At 64.4% G+C, this 21,519-nt stretch carries 19 protein-coding genes; 10 read left to right on the top strand and 9 right to left on the bottom strand.

Translation table 11 applies throughout. The features are described from left to right. Positions 1-27 precede the first annotated feature (27 nt). The 6 genes from AB0I57_RS19205 to AB0I57_RS19180 form a co-directional block, all read right to left on the bottom strand. Positions 28-1,878, bottom strand: coding sequence for a penicillin-binding protein 2 (locus tag AB0I57_RS19205; RefSeq protein WP_358338858.1), 1,851 nt, complete (start codon positions 1,876-1,878; stop codon positions 28-30). Then, positions 1,875-2,546 (bottom strand): hypothetical protein, encoded by a 672-nt coding sequence (locus tag AB0I57_RS19200; RefSeq protein WP_358338855.1) that lies wholly within the window; start codon positions 2,544-2,546, stop codon positions 1,875-1,877. Before AB0I57_RS19200 ends, AB0I57_RS19205 begins: the two co-directional genes overlap by 4 nt. Further along, complete coding sequence (gene rsmH, locus AB0I57_RS19195) at positions 2,543-3,559, bottom strand: 16S rRNA (cytosine(1402)-N(4))-methyltransferase RsmH (protein WP_358339069.1); 1,017 nt, start codon at positions 3,557-3,559, stop codon at positions 2,543-2,545. Before rsmH ends, AB0I57_RS19200 begins: the two co-directional genes overlap by 4 nt. Positions 3,560-3,757: 198 nt before the next feature. Next, complete coding sequence (gene mraZ, locus AB0I57_RS19190) at positions 3,758-4,189, bottom strand: division/cell wall cluster transcriptional repressor MraZ (RefSeq protein WP_358338852.1); 432 nt, start codon at positions 4,187-4,189, stop codon at positions 3,758-3,760. A gap of 498 nt (positions 4,190-4,687) precedes the next feature. Further along, positions 4,688-5,137, bottom strand: coding sequence for a DUF3040 domain-containing protein (locus tag AB0I57_RS19185; protein WP_358338850.1), 450 nt, complete (start codon positions 5,135-5,137; stop codon positions 4,688-4,690). A 246-nt stretch (positions 5,138-5,383) separates the two neighbouring features. After that, positions 5,384-5,944 carry an SAV_6107 family HEPN domain-containing protein gene (locus AB0I57_RS19180; RefSeq protein WP_358338847.1) on the bottom strand — a complete coding sequence of 187 codons (561 nt, stop codon included), beginning with the start codon at positions 5,942-5,944 and terminating at the stop codon, positions 5,384-5,386. A gap of 77 nt (positions 5,945-6,021) precedes the next feature. Between AB0I57_RS19180 and AB0I57_RS19175 the strand changes: the two genes are divergently transcribed. The 5 genes from AB0I57_RS19175 to AB0I57_RS19155 all read left to right on the top strand — a co-directional run bounded on the left by AB0I57_RS19175 (position 6,022) and on the right by AB0I57_RS19155 (position 10,995). Further along, positions 6,022-6,633, top strand: a complete 612-nt coding sequence (locus AB0I57_RS19175) for a GNAT family N-acetyltransferase (protein WP_358338844.1) — start codon at positions 6,022-6,024, stop codon at positions 6,631-6,633. 25 nt (positions 6,634-6,658) lie between these two features. Next, entirely contained in the window at positions 6,659-8,233 is a 1,575-nt protein-coding gene (locus AB0I57_RS19170; protein WP_358338842.1) for an NAD(P)/FAD-dependent oxidoreductase, read from the top strand. After that, positions 8,230-9,063, top strand: coding sequence for a carotenoid biosynthesis protein (locus AB0I57_RS19165; protein WP_358338839.1), 834 nt, complete (start codon positions 8,230-8,232; stop codon positions 9,061-9,063). Before AB0I57_RS19170 ends, AB0I57_RS19165 begins: the two co-directional genes overlap by 4 nt. A 79-nt stretch (positions 9,064-9,142) precedes the next feature. Further along, positions 9,143-9,811: a DUF3153 domain-containing protein gene (locus AB0I57_RS19160; protein WP_358338836.1), complete on the top strand. Its 669-nt coding sequence runs from the start codon at positions 9,143-9,145 to the stop codon at positions 9,809-9,811. Beyond that, a complete protein-coding gene (locus AB0I57_RS19155) occupies positions 9,808-10,995 on the top strand; it encodes a glycosyltransferase family 2 protein (RefSeq protein ID WP_358338833.1) in 1,188 nt (395 codons plus the stop codon). The genes AB0I57_RS19160 and AB0I57_RS19155 overlap by 4 nt, the downstream gene beginning before the upstream one ends. On the opposite strand, the gene metF is transcribed toward AB0I57_RS19155, so the two are convergent. After that, positions 10,988-11,929, bottom strand: coding sequence for a methylenetetrahydrofolate reductase [NAD(P)H] (gene metF, locus AB0I57_RS19150; protein ID WP_358339066.1), 942 nt, complete (start codon positions 11,927-11,929; stop codon positions 10,988-10,990). The genes AB0I57_RS19155 and metF overlap by 8 nt on opposite strands. Before the next feature lie 202 nt (positions 11,930-12,131). Between metF and AB0I57_RS19145 the strand changes: the two genes are divergently transcribed. From AB0I57_RS19145 to AB0I57_RS19130, 4 genes are all read left to right on the top strand, one after another. After that, positions 12,132-13,229, top strand: coding sequence for a polyprenyl synthetase family protein (locus tag AB0I57_RS19145; RefSeq protein WP_358339063.1), 1,098 nt, complete (start codon positions 12,132-12,134; stop codon positions 13,227-13,229). 7 nt (positions 13,230-13,236) lie between these two features. Continuing rightward, positions 13,237-14,793 (top strand): phytoene desaturase family protein, encoded by a 1,557-nt coding sequence (gene crtI, locus AB0I57_RS19140; RefSeq protein ID WP_358338830.1) that lies wholly within the window; start codon positions 13,237-13,239, stop codon positions 14,791-14,793. A gap of 127 nt (positions 14,794-14,920) precedes the next feature. Next, on the top strand, positions 14,921-16,531 hold the full coding sequence (locus AB0I57_RS19135; protein ID WP_358338827.1) for an alpha-(1->6)-mannopyranosyltransferase A: 1,611 nt from the start codon (positions 14,921-14,923) through the stop codon (positions 16,529-16,531). Between the two features lie 6 nt (positions 16,532-16,537). Beyond that, a complete protein-coding gene (locus AB0I57_RS19130; protein WP_358338825.1) occupies positions 16,538-17,488 on the top strand; it encodes a phytoene/squalene synthase family protein in 951 nt (316 codons plus the stop codon). Here AB0I57_RS19130 and AB0I57_RS19125 read toward each other — a convergent pair whose 3' ends face one another. Further along, complete coding sequence (locus AB0I57_RS19125; RefSeq protein WP_358338822.1) at positions 17,489-17,857, bottom strand: Rv2175c family DNA-binding protein; 369 nt, start codon at positions 17,855-17,857, stop codon at positions 17,489-17,491. A 110-nt stretch (positions 17,858-17,967) separates the two neighbouring features. Here AB0I57_RS19125 and pknB point away from each other — a divergent pair, with 110 nt between their 5' ends. Then, positions 17,968-20,043 carry a Stk1 family PASTA domain-containing Ser/Thr kinase gene (pknB, locus tag AB0I57_RS19120; protein ID WP_358338819.1) on the top strand — a complete coding sequence of 692 codons (2,076 nt, stop codon included), beginning with the start codon at positions 17,968-17,970 and terminating at the stop codon, positions 20,041-20,043. A 45-nt stretch (positions 20,044-20,088) separates the two neighbouring features. On the opposite strand, the gene AB0I57_RS19115 is transcribed toward pknB, so the two are convergent. After that, a complete protein-coding gene (locus tag AB0I57_RS19115; protein WP_358338816.1) occupies positions 20,089-21,474 on the bottom strand; it encodes a class II 3-deoxy-7-phosphoheptulonate synthase in 1,386 nt (461 codons plus the stop codon). Positions 21,475-21,519 lie beyond the last annotated feature (45 nt).

Raw genomic sequence — 21,519 nt, 5'->3', positions numbered from 1 at the left:
TGGTAACCGGATTCGGCCGACCTTCGTTCAATCGACTTGCAACACCAGCCTGCGCCCAGGGTCCGGGGACAACGGCACGCTGTCGCGCTGAAGCATCCAGGACGCGATGTTGTGGAACAGGGGTGCAGCCGACTGCCCGCCGGAACCGTCTGTGCTGCGTATCGGCGCGTTGAGCATGATTCCGACGACGTACCGCGGGTCGTCGGAAGGAGCGATCCCAGCGAAAGTGATCCAATACCGCGAGTTCGAATAGCATCTGCACGCGGGGTCGACCTGCTGCGCGGTTCCGGTCTTACCGCTGATCTGGTACCCGTCGACGGCTGCCTGCACTCCGGTTCCGCGTTGGTTCCCCGTGTCGTTCTGTGTGACGGCCCGGAACATGTCACGCACGGTCAACGCGGTCTCGGGGCTGACGACGGTCACCTCCTCTGGCTTTTCGGTGTCCGTTCGGTTCCCGTCCGGGTCGATGGTCGCCTTGATGATGCGCGGCGGAATACGGACTCCGTCGTTGGCAATGGCCTGGTACATGCCGGTCATCTGCAACAAGGTCATCGACAGGCCCTGACCGATGGGAAGATTCGCGAATGTACCTCCCGACCATTGGTCTCGGCTCGGTACGCTGCCGGCGCTCTCGCCGGGAAGTCCGACGTCAGTGCGTTGGCCCAGGCCGAACCTCGACAACATCTGCGCGTATCGGTCTTCGCCCACTCGCTGGGCCAGCATCAGGGTACCCACATTCGAGGACTTCCCGAACACACCCGTGGTGGTGTACGGGACCACACCATGGGCCCAGGCGTCCTTCACCGTCACGCCTGCCATGTGGATGCTGCCGGGGACCTCGAGAACCTCCTCCGGCGTAGTCAGCCCGTACTCGATCGCGGCGGCGGCCGTGACGATCTTGTTGACCGAACCGGGTTCGAAGGGAGTGCTGACCGGAAGGTTGCCCAACTGGACGGATCGTGGATTGTTGCCGACTCCGATGGCCGGGTTGAACGTGTCGTCGTTCGACATTGCGAGGACCTCGCCGGTGCGGGCATCCAGAACGACCGCTGATGCGTCCTGGGCGCCCGACAAGTCCTTGGCCGATTGCACCTGTTGCTGCACGTAGTACTGCAGGTCGGAATCGATGGTGAGTTCAACGCTCGATCCGTCCACAGCCGGTTGCTCATCTCGCGAACTACCTGGGATCACCGCCCCGTCGGACCCCCGGTCGTATGTCCGGGACCCGTCTGTGCCGGCGAGCGTGGAATCGAGAGAGTCCTCGAGACCGAGCAACCCGTGACCGTCCCAGCCGGTTGCACCGATGATGTTCGCCGCAAGAGACCCACCCGGATACTCACGGACGTCCTGTCGTTCGAGACCGACCTCCGGAAATTTGTCGTTGATCTGCGCGGCGACCGCGGGATCGACGCTGCGGACGAGATAGACGAACGTCTCGTCGCTGTGAAGTTTCTCCAGTAGGGCCTCCTCGGGCGCGGCCTTGCCGAGCTGGTCGTGAATCTCCTTCGCTATGGCCTCGAGCCGGGAATCCACATCGGGTGCGCTGTCGCTGTCGGCTTTTGCTTCAGCAAGATCGTTGCGCACACGTTTCGGCTGGAAGGTCAGGGCCTTTGCTTCCATGGTGAACGCGATGGGATTGGCGTTGCGGTCCATGATCGAGCCACGCAACGCCGGATCCACCTCAGTGGTGGTGCGCTGATTCGCCGCCTCAGCTGACAGTCGCGGAGCGTCGACGACCTGGATCCACAACAGCTGCAACGCAGCAACACCGAGCGCTCCGAACATCACTATGCGTCCGATCCGCTGTCTGAACGGAAAGGCCGCCGAACCGGTGCCCTTGGGGCGCCGGTTCCGACCTCTCGGGGCGGTTCGGCTCACCCGTGACCACCGGGCGACACAGTCGACGGCGTGGAGGACGACGGCATCACCGGAACGAGTTGCTCACCCCGAGCCTGCATTTCCGTATCGCCACCGGTTTCGGTGGTAGCAGGCCGTGATGAAGCGGCGGCATCACGACTCGGCGCGACGGGGACCAGGACCCCCTCGTTCGTGGACGGTGCAACCACATCGAGCGGCGGCACCGGAGAACCGGAGGCCGGGGCGGGAGTTCCGACGACCTCGACGCTACCGTCCTCGTGGACGACCAGGCGTGCAGGATCCTTAGCAGGCACCATGCCGAGCTTGGCTGCTTCCTCCGCCAGTTTCGGTGCGGAGTTGGCTGTCTCCACGTCACGTTGCAGCGCAGCCTTCTCCTGCGCGAGAAACTGATTGTGCGCACGCGCGGCACTGAGCTGATACGAGTCCTCAGCGGAACGAGTGGTCAGCAAGAGGGTCGTGACGAGGCCGAGACCGAGCAGACCGATGATCGTCGCCACGAACGGGATGCGAGCGGCGAACGCGGTGCGGTTCCGACCCGACGCGGCAACTGCAGAGCTGCCGTGTGCGGATGCACGCCGGCTTCGCTTCTCGTATGCCCGCTCTGCGGCTCCTGACCGTTTATCCGCACGCGCGGGCCGCGTTTCAGTGGAACTCACCTGAATCGTCATGCCGCCGACCTCCTGGCAATTCTCTCCGCAGCGCGCAACCGCACCGGGGCTGATCGTGGGTTTTCTTCAACTTCTCGTTCGGAAGCACGTTCCGCCCCTCGAGTGAGGATGCGGAACTCCGGACCCATCCCAGGTAGTTCCACAGGAAGCCCTTCGGGGCTCTTCGACTTCGACCTGGGTGCAATTTCCTGCTTGACGACCCTGTCTTCCAATGATTGATACGACATGAACACGACGCGCCCCCCGACGGTCAATGCGTCGAGGGCAGCCGGAACCGCGGCGCGTAGTGAATCGAGTTCACTGTTGACCTCAACCCGAAGAGCTTGGAACGTCCGTTTGGCGGGATGCCCTCCCGTACGACGGGTCGCTGCGGGGATGGTGCGATACAGCAATTCGACCAGTGCCGCGCTGGTGGTGAATGGCTCTTTTGCACGCTGCCGCACGATCTCGGATGCGATCTTGCCCGCGAATCGCTCTTCACCGTAGGAACTCAGGATCCGAGTGAGGTCGCCGCGGGCGTACGTGTTGAGCACCTCCGCCGCGGTGATCCCACTGGTCGGGTCCATACGCATGTCCAAGGGTGCGTCGATCGAATAGGCGAACCCGCGATCCGACTCGTCGAGCTGCATCGACGACACACCGAGATCGAACAGGATCCCCTGAACCGACTCCTTCGCGGGAAGTCCCGCGCGAACGAGCGCATCCTCGATTCCGTCGTAGCGGGTGTGTACGAATGTGACTCGGTCGACATACGACGCGAGCCTGCCGCGAGCTATCTCGAGCGCATTCGGATCGCGGTCGAGCGCGATCAATTTCAGCTGCGGATAGGTCCGAAGGAAGTGCTCGGCATGCCCACCGAGACCGAGGGTGGCATCGATCATCGTTGCTCCCCCGCCCTCGGGATCGTTCACTGTGAGGGCTGGGTCCAAGAGTTCGACGGCACGGTGAAGCAAGACCGGGATATGACCGAAGTCATCGGCGGACGAGGAACTAGCTCCCTCCTGTTCCACCATCATTTCTCGGGCTCCTGATTCTGTGGTGCGGGTGAACCTGTCCGGTGCCCGGGGGTTCACCGATCGAACTTCTCTTGCGGCCAGCTGTCGTAGCGAATGCCTCGGGGTCCCTGTCCGAGAAGGCCACCTGGCGCTGGGGAAGTGCGTCAGGGTTCCGTCGGACAGAGGCCTCGCGGCATTCGTGGGTCCTGCTCGGGCTCAGACGATCTCGCCGAGCACGACTCCCGTTGCCTGTGAGTAGCTCTCCTCGTTCTCCTCGACGTAGGTCTGCCAGGATTGCGCATCCCAGATTTCGAGGAAATCGACCGAACCGACAACTACACAGTCCTTCGAGAGACCTGCGTAGCGACGGTGATCTGCCGAGAGGGTGATGCGCCCCTGGGCATCTGCATACTGCTCGTCGGTACCGGCAGCCAGTCCACGAACGAAAGCTCGCGCTTCCGGATCGCTTCTCGACGCTGCTGCGGCCTTGCGCGCAAGAGCGGTGAACTCCTCCCGGGGATACACCGCCAGGCTGTGATCCTGACCCTTGGTGACCATCAACCCTCCCGCCAGTGCATCCCGGAACTTCGCGGGTAATGTGAGCCGCCCTTTGTCGTCGAGCTTGGGCGTGTAAGTACCGAGAAACACTCGACACCTCCCCCGCGTTCATGTCGAACACCACACCCCGGACGGTTCACCTTGCTCCCCGCTGCGCTCCACAGTACCCCACATTCCCCCACCCATTAAGGACAAATGCGAGTGTCGCCCTCCAATTTTCTCGATATATGCAGGTCAAGTGAATAAATGAAGGTGGGGGAAATTGGGACGCGGCCGTTGACATATCGGATCAATTTTCGTTTTGCACAAGCTCTTCACCCGCGTGAAATGACGTCGAATCACCGACAGCCCAGGTGAGAGGCCGCCACGCAAGCATGTGTCACCACAACAAGGAGCGCCACGGGCGCCACGGGGCAGCGAAAAATACCCGAGTGGGTGGTTGTGGGGAATCGCTCGACCGGGCCGATTCATGGATCCAACCGAATTTCGCAGACCGGCTACCACGCCGAATTGTCACGACACACTCCACAAAAGCGTCGGCGGCACGACATATATATGTCGTGCCGCCGATGCTCTGAGCGAACAGTACTACTCTTGGTCGAATCTCTTTTTGAAGCGGTCTTCCATTCGTGACGAGAATCCGCCACTCTTGCGGCCACCTCTGGGCTTACCTCGATCGGACCCACCGGCCTGGCCTTGTTTTGTGGTCGAGGCCTGTGAGGACGAACCATCCTTCGATTCCTGTCCGGACTTGCTCTTCCCTCCACCCCAGAGGAGCAGAACTCCGGCACCGAACATGATAATGAAACCGATCAGACTGACGACCGGAAAGTTGCCCGGTCTGATGATCGGTAGGGCGACGCCGGCGACGAGCAGGACAAGCCCCAGCGCAAACAGGGCGATCGCCTGCAATCGACGACGACTCGATGCCGCACGTATGCGACCACCTCGCACTGTCGAGGCAAATTTGGGATCCTCGGCATAGAGAGCGCTCTCGATCTGATCGAGCATTCGCTGCTCGTGCTCGGAGAGTGGCACGGTCCCTCCCCCGGCACTGGAATGTTGGCCACCACCTCGCGGTGCGAGGTGGTGGGTAACCGTCTTCTGGCGGCTACCTAGATCTAATAATACGAGCTGTTCGATTCCCGTACCACCTACTCTGAGTACGAGTTCGCGACCAATCTTACGGACTCCCACGCGATCCCCGTTCGGCACCCCACGATCGCACGAGCGCGCCGACGCCCGCGGCAACCCTGGCCGGGGCCTTCTGTTCGATGATCCCGGCTAGGACGCCCGCAAACCGAGACCTATGTCATACCCGATTCGATCTTCTACGGCCTGCAGAAACCGCCCGACATCCAAGAAGAACTCGTCGGCCTCCCAATCGGTCAAGGTGCGCGACATACCGGCTTCGATTGCGGCTCGCGTAGCCGAATGGCCTGCAAAGTACTCTGCCCAGTTCGCCAAATCCGGGGCGGCATCGGCAAGGAGAACCCATGCGTTACGCGTTCGCGCCCTTCGAGTACCGGATGACCCCACCTCGGCAGTCGCCAATATCGCCGCCGCTCCTCGCAGCGCAGCCAGATACGCGCTGTGGAATCGGTCCGCCGGCGAGCTCGCTCCCGCCGATTGTGACAGGAGCGCGTCTGCGCGACCGAGAAGTACCGACCCTCGCCTGGACGCCGGGGGCGGTGCGCTTCCTGCTCGACGGGAATCCCCGAAGGGTGGTCCCGAAACCGCGCTAGTCGACACTTCGAACACCTCCAAACCCCGGTGCAACCACCCCGCCGGGCATAGTCGGGTATGTAGAGCGAGGGTCCGGTGATGCCCGCTTCCCTCGAACATCACCGGATCCCTCATATCGAACATCAGTTCGATCTATTCAATATAGCTGTGCCCACTGACACGTCTCCAAGAGAAAGGTGAGACCGGTAGACACGCATGCCGACCAGACCCCCCTTGTAGTCGAGCTCTCTGCTGCCGAGTTCCGCGACCGCCTTCACGAGGCGCTGTCGGTCTACGTCGCCGCCATGGGCTACCCCCACGGCACCGAATACCACCGAGCGCCCATGTGGAGCGAGCATCTTCGGCGCCCGGGATGGTGCGCAGTCGCCGCGCTTGTCCCGGTCGGCGACGGATCTGCCCAAGACGGCTCCTCTCGACTGGTAGCGATCGCATACGGGTACAGGGGCGCTCCCGGACAGTGGTGGCACCAGCAGGTCCGCTCGGGGTTGCGGCACTCCGGGTGGAGACGCGAGAAGATCGACGGACTTCTCGGCAACTACTTCGAACTCACCGAACTGCACGTGCACCCGTCCGCCCAGGGGCATCAACTCGGCGAGACGTTGCTCCTGCGCCTTCTCGAACGCAGACCAGAGCAGGGTGTCCTGCTTTCCACGCCTGAGGTGACGGACGAGGACAACCGCGCCTGGCGCCTGTATCGACGCCTCGGCTTCGAAGATGTCCTGCGGCACTTTCGATTCGGCGGCGACAACCGCCCCTTCGCGGTGCTCGGACGAAAGCTTCCGCTGTGATTTCTCCCACGGGAAGGTCTGCCCCATGATCGATGCGGTGGTAGTGGGTTCGGGACACAACGCCCTGGTGTCGGCGTGTTACTTGGCGCGATCCGGATGGTCCGTCGAAGTGATCGAACGCGACGACGTTCTCGGTGGAGCCGTATCGACGGTGCAGCGATTTCCCGGACACAAGGTCGACCGCGGTTCATCCGCGCACATCATGGTGCGCCACACCGGGATCGTCGAGGAACTCGACTTGGGAGCACACGGCCTGAGATACCTCGATTGCGATCCGTGGGCCTTTGCGCCTGCACCGGTAGGTTCGGACAGGCCCGGTATCGTATTCCACCGCAGCCTCGCCGCGACGTACCAATCCATCCGAGAATCCTGTGGTACCGCCGACGCCGACGCGTACCGCCGTTTCGTCGAAGTATGGGGTCCGCGCAGTGCCCGCGTCATGCGCGCGTTCTCGAAGCCGCCCACCGCACCCGCGCTGCTCTCCTCCTTCTGGGGACTCGAGGCCGCCGACGGCGGCATCGACCTCTCCCGACAGTTCCTCGGCTCAGGGGACGCCCTGCTCGACGAGTACTTCGAAAGCGAACATCTCAAGGCAGCGCTCGCCTGGTTCGGCGCCCAGTCGGGCCCACCGATGTCCGAACCCGGCACCGCTCCCATGGTCGGATTCGCCGCCCTCATGCACACCATTCCTCCAGGCCGAGCGGTCGGCGGGAGCGGCGCCCTGACCGTTGCCCTCGCATCCCGGCTACGTTCGGACGCAGGCACGGTCTCGCTCGGCGATTCGGTCACAGCTCTGACTCGTCAAGGCGACGTGTGGACGACCCGGACGTCCTCGGGCCGCGAGATCCGATCTCGCGTAGTGGTGGCGGGCTGTCACGTACTCACCACCCTGGACCTGCTCGAACGCGGCGGTTACGACAGCCGGACGATCGATCGCTGGCGTCACCGGATTCGCATCGGGCCAGGAATCGGGATGGCTGTTCGACTGGCCACCGACGCACTCCCCGACTACTCGAGTGCGCCCGATTCCTCAGTCACCCACGGGCTTCAACTGCTGGTATCCGATCGCGCGCACCTACGACTCGCTCACGGCGCCGCCCTGGCCGGAGAACTCCCCCCGCGTCCTGCGGTTCTGGGAATGAGCTTCAGCAGCCTCGACCCCTCGATCGCACCTGCCGGCGAGCATCAGGTGACCCTGTGGTCGCAATGGCAGCCGTACCGGCTCAGTGGTAGTCGACGGTGGAGCGATCTGGCCGGGCCCGAGGCCGATCGGATCATCGCAGAAGTCGATGCACTTGCTCCCGGGTTCAGCGCATCGGTGCTCGATCGGCACGTGCAGTCGCCGCAGGATCTCGAAGAGGAAATGGGCCTGCTAGGTGGCAATGTCATGCACGTAGAGATGTCGCTGGACCAGATGATGATGTGGCGTCCATTACCCGAACTCTCGGGGCATCGCGTCCCCGGCGCCGACCGCCTGTATCTGACAGGGGCCTCGACACACCCCGGTGGCGGCGTATCGGGCGCGAGTGGCCGGAGTGCTGCGCACATCGCACTCCGAGATGATCGGCGCGGTCTACGACGCCTGTGGGCGAGGCGATGAGCGCCCGCCTCTCGGCTTTTCTCGCGGCGGCGGCGATCGGGGCGCAGATTCTCTATCCGCTGGTTCACGGCGGTGTACGCGACGTGGTCACCGTAGTCGTAGTCGTCCTTCTCGCTGCGGCTTGTATTACACACGCGGCCGCCACCCGGGGAGTGCGTTGGGCTGCCGGGCTGATGGTCGCGACCGCTGGAATCGGTCTGTTCTCCGAGGTTCTCGGCACGGCCACCGGGTACCCGTACGGCTGCTACGACTACGCCGTCGACCGCCTGGGACCAGCGCTCGCGGGTGTTCCCCTCGTGGTACCCCTGGCGTGGACAGCCGGCTTCTACCTCGTGTGGTGCGTGGCGTCATTGCTTACGCGGGGCCCGCTCCGGCGGCCGATCCGCATCATCTTGGTGACGATCGGCGTCGTCGGGTGGGACCTGTATCTCGACCCGCAGATGGTCGCGGACGGCCAGTGGACCTGGTGTGTCACCGATTCCGGCCTGCCCGGCCTTGAACACATTCCGCTGACCAACTACGCCGGATGGATGCTGATCGCGGTGCTGATGGCCGTAACTGTCGACCGACTCGACGATCGGATCAAGGCCCCGATCGAACTCGAGGCCGGCGCAGCAGCCCAGAACCGTGACTATGTCCCGATCGCCTTGTTCCTGTGGACATGGCTGGGTTCCGCGCTCGCCCACTCCGTGTTTCTGGACGCCCCCGAACTGAGGTACTCCGCCATCTACGGCTGGATCGTGATGGGAATCTTAGGAGTTCCCCTGCTCGCCTCCCTGCTGCGGCGCAAACGCCGACACCGGATGTACGCCACGGACCCTCACGCCTGACACCGTTGCGCGCCCCTGGCACCATACGACTGTGCAATCGCCCTCAATTCCCACACACAGCCGCTCGAGGCGCCGGGGTTTGTCCCTCGCGGCCCTCACCCTCCTGCTCGTTCCCCTGCTGGCTGGTTGCCTGCGCGTTCAGGTATCGATGGGAGTGTCGGCCGACGACAGGGTGTCCGGCCAAATCGTGGCTGCCGCCGTGCCCGAGAACGATCAGGACGAGGGCCCGCAACTCACGCCCCCCGCCGCACTGTCGTCCAAGATCCGCGTCCAGGAATACAAGCAGGACGGGTACGTGGGCACCCAAGCGTTCTTCAGTGACCTCACTTTCGGCGACGTACAACAACTCGGCTCGATGTCCGACCAGGCGAGCGGCAGTTTCCAGATTTCGTTGCGCAGGACCGGAGATCTCGTGACCCTCGAAGGGAGGGCCGACCTCACTTCTGTACCGGCTCAGGGCACCGACGTGCAGTTCACTGTCGCCTTTCCGTCCGCGGTGGTGACGACGAACGGAACACGCCAAGGCGATTCCATCGTGTCGTGGACACTCCCCGCAGGCGACACCTCGACCATCCGCGCCGAGGTGCGCTACCAGGATCCCAACACACGCAGTTTCGCGGGTTGGGCCGGCATCGTGGGCGGAGTGTCCCTTGGGGTGGCCGTGATCGTCGCCGCCCTCGCCTGGATGAACCGCAACAAGGAACCTGTGGTCGGTGGTCACCACAACAAACACCGCTCGAAAGCATGATTTCGTCGCCGATCGGGCGCGGAACTAGCCTGTCGCCGATCGGGCGGGCCGTTCGAATCGGTTCGCTGATCTCTGTTGCCGGATTCGCCACGGCCGCCACGAATCTGTGCCGTGCCCCGCGGTTACCCGCTGAGCCCCGCCCGACCACCGAACCCGTCACGGTGTGCGTTCCGGCTCGAAATGAATGCGACCGGCTACCTGACCTCCTCGCCGACCTACGCCGCCAACGTGGTGTCGAAGATCTGTCCGTGCTGGTCTACGACGATGCTTCTACAGATGGAACGGCCGCGGCGGCAGAGGAGGCGTGTGCTGGAGATCCCCGTGTGTCAGTGGTCCGGGGCACCGAGGATCCCCCGGACGGCTGGGTGGGCAAGACCGCCGCGTGTCATCGAGCAGCCGAACACGCCGCCGAGCAGGGGCGCGGCCACAGCGGAGTTCTCGTATTCCTCGACGCAGATGTGAGACTCGGCCCGCAAGCCCTGAACGCGGCATGTTCTGCACTACGCGAATCACGCGCGGGCCTGCTCAGCCCGTGGCCGTTCCAAGATGCACGGTCGATCACCGAAATCCTCGTGCAACCACTGCTCGCGTGGACGTGGGCAGCGACACTCCCCATCCGGGTCGCCAACCGGTCGCGACGACCGTCCATGGCGGTGGCGTGCGGGCAGTTCCTCGTCTTCGATTCCGCGGAGTACCGCCGAGTCGGAGGTCACCGAGCCGTGGCCGACAGCCTCACCGAAGACCTCGACCTCGCACGCCTGCTCCGCCACCGGGGCGGAAGGACCGAAGTCGCCCTCGCAGGCCGGTCCGCGTCATGCCGGATGTACGTCGACGCCACCACTCTGCGTGGTGGCTACGACCGCTGGCTGTGGACGGCCTTCGGTTCCCGTATCGGCGCGGTCGCCGTGCTGAGCACGGCGCTGCTGGCTTACGTCGCGCCGCCGATTGCGCTGGCGGCCGGACGTGGTCGCACACGCAGGTGGGGCGCGGTGGGGTACCTCGCGGCGACGGCTTCCCGACTCTGTGCCCGGGCGCTCGAACGTGGCCACCCGATCACTGTCGCCGACGCGGCCACCGCATCCACACACCCACTGTCCGTCCTCGCGGCAACGCTGTTGACGGTGTCGTCACACCGCAACCACCGCCGCGGTCGAACCCGGTGGAAGGATCGGATGCTCAGTTGACCGACGCGTGGCCCAATCCCACTTTGTCACCGAGACGTGCCAGCACTTCACTAGTGGCGCGGGCAAAGTTCAAGGTGATGAAATGCAGGCCCGGAGCACCCTCCGCGATGAGTCGTTCACTCATTTCGGTGGCCAGGTCTATCCCGATCTCACGCACCGCGGCGCGGTTCTCCTCGGGGCCGTCGCCGGCGGCCCGGTCTAGCCGAACCTCCAGTTCCGGCGGGAGACGCGACCCAGACAGTTCGAGCATTCGCCGGACCGATCGCAGCGACGTGATCGGCATGATTTCGGGAATGATCGGCTTCTCACCCTGCTCGGCGTCGTAGGCCGAAACCCGATCCCGCAAACGCAGGTAGTCGTCGACATCGAAGAACATCTGGGTTATCGAATACTCGGCACCAGCGCGCAACTTCGACACCAGGTATCGGGTGTCGTGTGCAAGATCGGGAGCCCGGTAATGCCCCTCCGGGAACGACGCCACCCCGACGTGGAAGTCACCGAGATCGCGCACGAGCCTGACGAGTTCTTCTGCATACTCCAGGCCCTCGGGGTGCTTCTGCCATTCACCGAGTGGATCGCCGGGTGGGTCTCCGCGCAGGACCAGGATATTGCTGATTCCGCGGTCGGCGTACGCCCCCACCATCGAGCGCAGTTCGTCGATGCTGTGCGCTACGGCCGTCAGATGCGCAACCGGAAGGAGAGTCGTCTCCTCGGCAAGTTGCCCGGTGATTCGGACTGTACGATCGCGCGTCGACCCGCCCGCACCGTATGTCATGGAAACGAAAGCCGGACCCAGACGCTCGAATTCCCGGACTGCACGCCACAAACGCGCCTCGGCCGCCTCGTCCCTGGGCGGCGAGAACTCGACTGAAAAGGGGACCCGGCCGTTTTCGCAGGCCCGAAGCCGGTCGACGACGGACGGGGTGTGGGTCACCCAACCCTCGCTGGCCCGTCCCCTGACGGAATCGAATGTCACCCTCCAAGCATAGATACCGCCCGAGGCCTCGCGCGTAGTGCGTCCTGGTGGCCGTCCGGCCACCCCGTAACCAAAGGCGCCACGGCTGCGCTCGAAGGATGGCCCACTATGGTTGTCTCCACGCCCGTCGCCGCGCTCGGTGCACGCGAGAAACTCGACCCTGGAGGCAACGCTGTCCGTTGGAAGGCGCCCCGGCGCACTCGAAGCTGAGATCGACGTTGCCCTCGCCGAGTTCTTCACCAGCCGGAGGGGGCAGATCGACGCGGTCGGCGGCGGCTTTCGCGAAGCGGTGACGATCCTCGAGAATTTCGTCCTTCGTGGAGGAAAGCGGGTCCGCCCGGCTTTCGCGTGGACCGGCTGGCTCGGCGCAGGCGGAGACCCACGCGGCCCCCAGGCCGCGCCTGTGCTCCGCACCTGCTCTGCGCTCGAGCTCGTACAGGCATGTGCACTCTTGCACGACGACATCATCGACGCCTCCACGACTCGCCGCGGCGGCCCTACTGTGCACATCCAGTTCGAGCAGCACCACCGCGACGGCAACTGGAACGGCGATTCCGCTCACTTCGGCGAGGCTGTCGCCATACTCCTCGGCGATCTCGCGCTGGCCTGGGCGGACGACATGGTCCGGGAATCCGGAATCGGTCCCGAGGCATTGGTGCACATCTCTCCTGTCTGGTCTGCGATGCGGACCGAAGTACTGGGTGGGCAGTTCCTGGACATCACCAATGAAGCACACGCGAACGAGTCGACGGATGCAGCCATGAAGGTGAATCGGTACAAGACCGCGGCCTACACGATCGAGCGGCCACTTCATCTGGGGGCCGCGCTCGCCGGCGCCGACGACGACCTCATCTCGGCCTACCGGCGCTTCGGCACCGACATCGGAATCGCGTTCCAATTGCGCGACGACCTTCTAGGGGTGTTCGGAGATCCGGCAGTGACGGGAAAGCCTTCGGGCGACGACCTCCGGGCAGGCAAACGAACCGTCTTGTTCGCCAAGGCATTGCAGCGCGCCGACTCCGTGGACCCGGAGTCCGCCGAATGGCTACGCTGCAGTGTCGGCACCGACATATCGGACTCGGAGGTAGATGCCTTGCGGGACGTGATCGCCTCGCTCGGCGCGGTCGAGGACGTGGAGATGCAAATCGAGGAACTGGTAGAGAATGCGCTATCGGTTCTGGCAGCCAGCACGGCCACGCCCGAAGCGAAACAGCAACTGACCGAAATGGCGGCCGCTGCGACGCGGCGCACGTACTGAGGTCGGCGTGGCTCGCACACTCCGCACGGTGCCAGGCCGCACCGACCACGTGGTGGTTGTCGGTGCAGGACTTGCCGGTCTGTCTGCTGCTCTTCACCTCACAGGAGCAGGCCTGCGTGTCACCGTCCTCGAGCGAGAATCGTCGCCGGGCGGCCGAGTGGGCACCTACACGGGTCCGGGCTACGACATGGACAACGGCGCCACCGTGCTCACAATGCCCGAACTGGTCCGTGACGCACTCGCCGCCGTGGGCGCCGACCTCGAGTCCACCCATCCGGCGCTGATCCTCGACCGCCTGTCACCTGCCTATCACGCACGGTTCGCAGACGGTTCGTCGCTGGACGTCCACTCGGACCCGGATGCCATGGTCGCGGAGATCACCCGATTGTGCGGACCAGAGGAATCGGTCAGATACCTGAAGCTGCGACGCTGGCTCGGTCGAATCTTCGACGCCGAATACGACAGCTTCATGAATGCGAACTTCGATTCGCCGCTCGATCTGGTCTCCTCACCCAAAGCAGCGTGGGATCTGGCGAAACTCACAGCACTCGGCGGCTTCGGCCGACTCGGGGCGCGGGTCGATCGCACGGTCACCGACCCGAGACTTCGCAGGATCTTCACGTTCCAGTCCCTGTACGCCGGGGTCGCACCCGCCGACGCACTCGCGGTATACGGAGCAATCGCGCACATGGACACCTCGCTGGGCGTCTACTACCCCCGCGGTGGGATGCGAACGATCGCACTGGCCCTTGCCGATGCGCTCACGACTGCCGGCGGCCAGATCCGATTCGAAACCGAGGTCACGCGCATCGAGAGCACTGGGGGCCGCGCAGGCGCCGTCTGTACCGCAGAGGGTGACCGGATCGATTGCGACGCACTGATCTTGACGCCGGACACGGCGGTCGTCGACGATCTCCTGCGTCCAGTGACACGGCGAAGGACCAGGCGGGTACGCGTGTCGCCGTCTGCAGTGGTCCTGCACGGAACCGTGCCCACCGCGGTGAGTGCGCAGTGGCCTGCGCGGCGCCATCACACGATCGACTTCGGTCTCGCCTGGGAGAAAACGTTCGCGGAGATCACAGCGCGGTCGGGCCGCGGGCGCCTGATGAGTGACCCTTCACTCCTGCTCACCCGGCCCGCCGTATCCGACCCGGGCCTGGTCATCAACAGGGAGGGAATCCTCGTGGAACCCCTGTCGGTGCTGGCACCGTGCCCAAACCTGCACAGCGCCCACCTGGACTGGTCTCGCTTGACCGAGCCTTACGTGAACGAACTCCTGCGTGAACTCGAGACACGCGGATACACCGAAATCGTGACGCACTTCGCAATTGACCATGTCGACACCCCGCTGACCTGGCTCGGCAAGGGGATGTCCGCGGGCAGCCCGTTCGCGGCCGCACACGTGTTCCGACAGACAGGACCGTTTCGGCGTCCAAACCTGGTCACAGGCCTGGACAACGTCGTCCTCGCCGGCTCTGGGACCGTTCCTGGCGTCGGAGTTCCCTCCGTTCTGTTGTCGGGCAGACTCGCCGCCGCGCGGGTCGTGGGGCCGTCGAAAGCCTGAATTCGGCGGCATTGAACGCACGGGATGGTGAAGACCGGTTCCAATAGCAATTAAACTGACTCCTCGACCATCCGATTCGCGCGATGACGAGCGCAACCGAACTCACGTCGGGGAGATATCTGCAGTCATGACGTCCTCTGCCCGGCAAGCGAACGTCGCGCCTGAGACGACCACGCCACGGTGGCCGCGGCTACAGATCGTGGCCGACTTCCTCCGTAGCCCCGAGGGGCACGCCGCGATCCTTGGTTTCGCCGGCGCGGCAATGATCACCTTCGGCGGGTTCGGCGCGGGCAGCGTCCGCCGTGTGGACCCTCTCCTCGAGTCGATGCACCTGTCCTGGTTGCGGTTCGGCCACGGCCAGATCCTCTCGACCGTGATCATCTGGGTCGGCGTCGTGTCGATGATTGCGGCCTGGGTACGGTTGGGCCGCGCGACGCTCGGTGGGAACGTCAGCCTGGGACAGTTGCGGTGGATCGTGCCGGTGTGGATCGCGCCTCTGTTGCTGTCCGTGCCCATGTTCAGCCGAGATGCCTATTCCTACCTCGCACAGGGCGCCCTGCTGCGTGACGGGTTCGACCCGTACGCCGTGGGGCCGGTGGTGAACCCGGGAATCCTGCTCGACAACGTCAGCAACGTGTGGACCACGACCACCGCGCCCTACGGCCCGCTGTTCCTGCTTCTGAGCCAGGGAATCACGGCATTGACCGGCGACAACGTGATCGCAGGCACCATGCTTCTTCGAATCACGATGCTGCCGGGACTCGCCCTCATGGTCTGGGCAGTCCCACACCTCGCACGGCATCTCGGCGGCAACCCTGCCATCGCACTGTGGCTCGCCGTACTCAATCCTCTGGTCCTGATCCATCTCATCGGCGGTGTCCACAACGAACTCCTGATGGTCGGCTTGATGATGGCGGGAATCGCGCTTGCGCTGGAGCGTCATCACCTCGCGGGAATCGCGGTCGTGTCGGTGGCCGTGGCGATCAAAGCCACCGCGGGCGCCGCACTTCCCTTCATCGTGTGGATCTGGATGGTGCACGAGCGGGAGAAAGCCCAGGCAGAAGGCCGCCCACCCACATCTGCGCTCACGTTGTTCGCGAAGACCGCAGGCTCGGGATTCGCGGTGTTCGTGGTCATCTTCGCCGGGGCTTCCGCCGTCACCGGTGTCGGGCTCGGCTGGATGAGCGCACTGTCCGGCTCCAACAAGATCATCAACTGGTTGTCGCTGCCGACGATCGTCGCCCACGTCATAACAGTCGGAACCTCGTGGTTCGCCGATTTGCGACTCGGTGAGGTACTGGCGATCACACGTCCGATCAGCGCTTTCGCCCTCGTGGTGATCGTGCTGGCAACCTGGTGGCGGTACCGGAAGACCGAGCGCGACGCGATCCTCGGAATCCTGATCGTCCTGGTCGCGATCGTGATTCTCTCGCCTGCTGCTCTGCCCTGGTACTACTCGTGGCCGATTGCGATTGCCGCAGGTTTCGCGTTGTCGGTGAGAACGTTGATGATCCTCGTCGGGTTGTCCACTTGGTTGATGCTCGTATTCCAACCCGACGGATCGATCGGCCTCTACACCTTCCCCCACGTAGCACTCGCAACGTTCGCGGCGGTAGTCGCCGCGAAGTCGCTGCGGTCGGTCGACCCGCTGCGTCTTCGCACCCCGCGTCAACGCCCACAGGAGGTCGAACGCACGTCCAGCCCAGCGCACGCTACGCCGGCACCCGCCGTCGAGTGACGCGCCGTGATCGATCTGTCGGATAGTTATCGATACTGTGGCGCGGTTGCTGCGGAGCACGGACGCACCTATTACCTGGCGACCCGGTTGCTTCCCCCACGACGGCGGTCCGCGGCGCATTCGTTGTACGGGTTCGCCCGCACAGTAGACGACATCGTCGACGTCGAACCAGGACTGTCTAACCAGGATGTTGCCGCGGAGCTCGATCGAGTCGACGCCATGCTGCGACTGTGTTTCTCCGATCGAAGGGCGGTCGGCTCGAGTACGTGCACCGCAGAAATGGCCCGGGTGCTACCCGCGTTTCTCGACACTGTGGCTCATTTCGACATCCCGCACGACTACTTCTTCGCGTTCTTGCACTCCATGCGGATGGATGTGCCCGGAACGCCAGCACACCGAGCCCGATACAGCACCATGGACGAACTACGGACCTACATGTACGGTTCGGCGGTCGTGGTCGGGCTGCAGATGTTGCCCGTCCTCGGGACCACCGGACGGATGGCGGACGCCGAACCATACGCCGCCGCTCTCGGCGAAGCGTTCCAGCTCACCAACTTCCTGCGCGACGTCGGCGAGGATCTGGACCGAGGCCGTGTCTACCTGCCGACAGGCGAGCTGAACGCGTTCGGCGTCGATACCGAACTACTCGAGTTCTGCCGGCGCACAGGAAGGACCGACCAGCGGATCGTGCGGGCGCTCGCCCACCTCATTTCGATCACACGGTCGGTGTATCGGTCCGCAGAACCCGGCATTGCCATGCTCGACCGCCGCGTGCAACCCGGCATCCGAACCGCGTTCGTGCTGTATTCGCGCATTCTCGACGAAATCGAACGCGGTGATTACCGGGTTCTCGACCGTCGCGCCACAGTGCCCCGGAGAGAAAGGTGGGCGGTTGCGCTCCCCCAATTCACCCGGCTCGCGCTACTCACGCGCAACCGGAGCCGCGGCAGCCACTGATCAGAAACCTAGAGCCTGAGCGCGCCGGATCACTTCGCGGGCAAGGTGACCATGCAGGGCCTGCGCGGGCGTGCCGGGCAGGCTGTCATCGCTGCGGAACATCCACAGCAGCATTTCCTCGTCGCTGAATCCACCGTCGTGCAGCACAGCGATCAGTCCGGGCAGCGACTTGACGATTCTGCCGTCATCGTCGAAGAAGACCTCGGGAACGCCTGGCACACCATCGCGACGAACGGCGAGCAACTGGTGGTCGCGCAGCAGCTGCTGCACTCGGGTGACCGGCACGCCTAGGTTCTTCGCGACATCCGCCAATTGAAGCAACGAGACGGAGGGGTCCAAGACATCGTCACAGTAAGGGATCGCACTCACTCCCCTAAGTTATCCCCTTGCTTCCCGCCTGACGCTACCGGTCGGTGTAGCTGGCTACGATTGAAGAGCCCGCGCGAGCGGGCCGCACACACACGGGGGGCATCGACACAGTGCACGATGGAGGTCAACGCTTGATCGGAAAACTACTCGACCGGCGTTATCGGGTGGACGCCACGATCGCGCGCGGTGGCATGTCCACCGTCTACCGGGGCCTCGACACTCGCCTCGATCGTCCGGTGGCCATCAAAGTCATGGATCCACAGTTCGCCTCCGATCCGGCGTTCATCACCAGGTTCGAGCTCGAAGCGCGCTCGGTAGCACGGCTCAAGCACCCGGCCCTCGTCGCTGTCTACGACCAGGGACACGACAACGAACACGTGTTCCTCGTGATGGAACTCGTAGAGGGAGGAACGCTCCGCGAACTCCTGCGCGAACGTGGACCGATGCCCCCGCACGCCGTCGCCGCGGTCACAGGTCCCGTTCTCGATGCGCTCGCCGTCGCTCACCATGCCGGGCTCGTGCACCGCGACGTCAAACCCGAGAACATTCTGATCTCAGACGGTGGCGACGTGAAGATCGCGGACTTCGGCCTCGTACGCGCCGCGGCCGCATCGACTGCCACGTCGAGTAGCGTGATTCTGGGCACGGCAGCCTACCTGTCACCCGAACAGGTGACATCCGGGGCCGCAGACACCCGCAGCGACGTCTACGCCACCGGCGTCCTCGTGTTCGAACTACTCACCGGGCGCACCCCGTTCACCGGTGATACGTCCCTTTCCGTTGCCTACCAGCGGATCAACCAGGATGTTCCCCTGCCCGGTTCCTTCATTGCCGGTGTCCCGCCCGAGTTCGACGATTTCGTCGCCGAGGCCACCAACCGCGAACCGTCCCACCGCTTCGCCAACGCAGAGCAGATGGCGACAGCGCTGCGCAGCATTGCAACCGCACTCGACCTGCCCGATTACCGGGTACCGGCACCGCGACGCTCGGCGCAGCACCTCGCGGCGGCAGCGACGCCTGCCCCATCACCGCATCCCGTCTCATCGGCCCACCGTTCCGCCTCGCCGTCTGCTGCGGGCCCCCCACCTGCCGCCCCGGTGCGAGTCCCACCCGCCGCCACGGTGCGAGTCCCACCGAGCGACGCTGTCGCCCCTACCACCGCGATACCCGAGAAACCCGGCACCCAGCACACTCGGCTCGTTACCACCCATACGCCACGCCCCCCGTTCGACGGGGGGCACGACCTCGCCCCCTCGGGCGAAGCCGGAGACGGATACCATTACGCGGACTTCGCCGTCCAGCGCCGACGGTCCCGGCGCACCACGATCGTGTGGCTGTTCATAATCCTGATGCTCACCCTGACAGTGGGAATCGGGGGTTGGTGGATGGGTTCGGGCCGGTATACCGCGGTCCCGTCCATCGAGGGTATGGACCGCGACGCCGCCTTGACCGCGATCGAATCGGCCGGGCTCACCACGGAAGTCCGCGGCCAGTACTCGGATGAGTCGGCCGCCGACACGGTGTTGGGAACCGATCCGACAGCGGGGTCACGGATCCCCCGTGACGGCACAGTGGCTCTCCTGGTGTCCCTCGGCAGGCCGACGGTCCCGGCCCTGGCCGTCGGCAACGAGCGCGGCCAAATCGAGCAGGAACTACGAGACCGCACGTTCACCCCTGTCGACGGTGGTGAAGCATTCAGCGCGAACGTTCCGACCGGTGGGGTGGCCGCGTTGGATCCACCGCCGGGAACCGAACTCACAACCGGTTCGGATGTCAAAGTCATCATCAGCAAAGGCGCCCCACCAGTTGACATTCCCGATGTCAAAGGGATGTCCGAGGCCGAAGCACGTGCCGCACTCGATGCGGTCGGCATCGTCGTGCAAGACACCACCACAGACTTCGACCGCAGTGTCGAGGCCGGAAATGCGATCACCACAGACCCGGAGGCCGGCACTCGCGTGGACGCTGGTACGAGCGTCACGTTGAGCGTGTCCAATGCAGTTCGAGTACCGTCGCTGGTCGGCGAGAACACCGGGTACGCACGTGAAGAACTGAACCGCCTAGGACTCGACGTAGAGGTACGTCAGGTTGCACGTACCGACCACTCGCTCGTCATCAGTCAGAATCCAAGCAGCGGCGACCTGGTGAGGCCGGGAAGCACAGTCACGCTGGTCTCACTGCCCTGACCCCGCGGGAGCAGGGCAGTGAGGGCCTGAGCAGACATGCGGCGGTCAGCCGCGCAACATCTCTGCCACCAGGAAAGCGAGTTCGAGCGACTGCTGCGTATTCAGCCTCGGGTCGCATGCGGTCTCGTAGCGACCGGAAAGATCCACGTCGGAGATGTCCTGTGCACCGCCGAGGCATTCGGTGACGTCCTCGCCAGTGAGCTCGACGTGGATGCCGCCGGGGTGGGTGCCGAGGCGGTTGTGAACCTCGAAGAATCCCTGGACCTCATCGACGATGCGGTCGAAGTGCCGGGTCTTGTAGCCGGTGGATGCCTCGTGCGTGTTCCCGTGCATCGGGTCGCACTGCCAGATCACCTGGTGTCCGGTTGCCTGAACCTTCTCGATGATGGGCGGCAGCACCTCACGAACCTTGCCGTTGCCCATGCGGGAGATGAGTGTCAAACGGCCAGGCATGTTGGTCGGGTCGAGACGCTCGACGTATTCGACCGCCATCTCCGGCGTGGTAGTGGGACCGATCTTCACGCCGATCGGGTTCGACAAGAGCTCCGCGAACGCGATATGCGCGCCGTCGAGTTGGCGAGTGCGGTCCCCGACCCAGAGGAAGTGAGCCGACAGGTCATACAACTTCGGATGGTCACCCTCGGTGTCCAGCCGCAACATTGCACGTTCGTAATCAAGGACGAGTGCCTCGTGGCTGGCGAAGATCTGCGCCTGTTTCAGGCTGGGATCCGAGACGCCACACGCGTTCATGAACTGCAAGCCTCTGTCGATCTCCGCCGCGATTGCCTCGTAGCGGGCGCCTGCCGGGGAAGACGAGACGAATTCGCGGTTCCAATCGTGCACCCTGTGCAAGTCGGCCATGCCCGAACCTGTGAGGGCACGGACCAGATTCATCGCAGCGCTCGCATTCGCGTAGGCCCTGACGAGCCGAGAGGGGTCGTGCGCACGCACGGCCTCATCCGCGACAAGAGAGTTGATCATGTCGCCGCGGTATGACGGCAACCCGAGCGCGTCGACATTCGACGACCGCGGCTTGGCATACTGCCCCGCGATGCGGGCGACCTTGACGACGGGCAGGCTCGCGCCGTAGGTGAGGACGACGGCCATCTGCAGCAACGTTCGGATGTTGCCCTTGATGTGCGGTTCTGTGTTGTCGGCGAAGGTCTCGGCACAGTCGCCGCCCTGAAGCAGGAAAGCTTCTCCGCGCGCCACCTGAGCCAGCTTCGACTGCAGAGCCACGACCTCACTGGCCACCGTGATCGGTGGCACGCTTTCGAGAACTGTCCGCATGGCGGCCGCATGACCTTCTGGCCATTGCGGCTGCTGCTCGGCGGGCCTGGCCAGAGCGGCGTCGAGCTGCTTTCGCATCGCGCCGGGCAGCGGCGGAAGCACGGGCAAGCGGTCAATCGGCACGTCGACAGTCCAATTCACCCCTACAGGGTATTCGCTCACACGGAAATTGGGCGACTCAGGTCA

Source organism: Rhodococcus sp. NPDC049939 (assembly GCF_040656415.1).
Classification (GTDB): Bacteria; Actinomycetota; Actinomycetes; order Mycobacteriales; family Mycobacteriaceae; genus Rhodococcus_F.
This window is presented reverse-complemented; position numbering and strand designations above follow the sequence as displayed.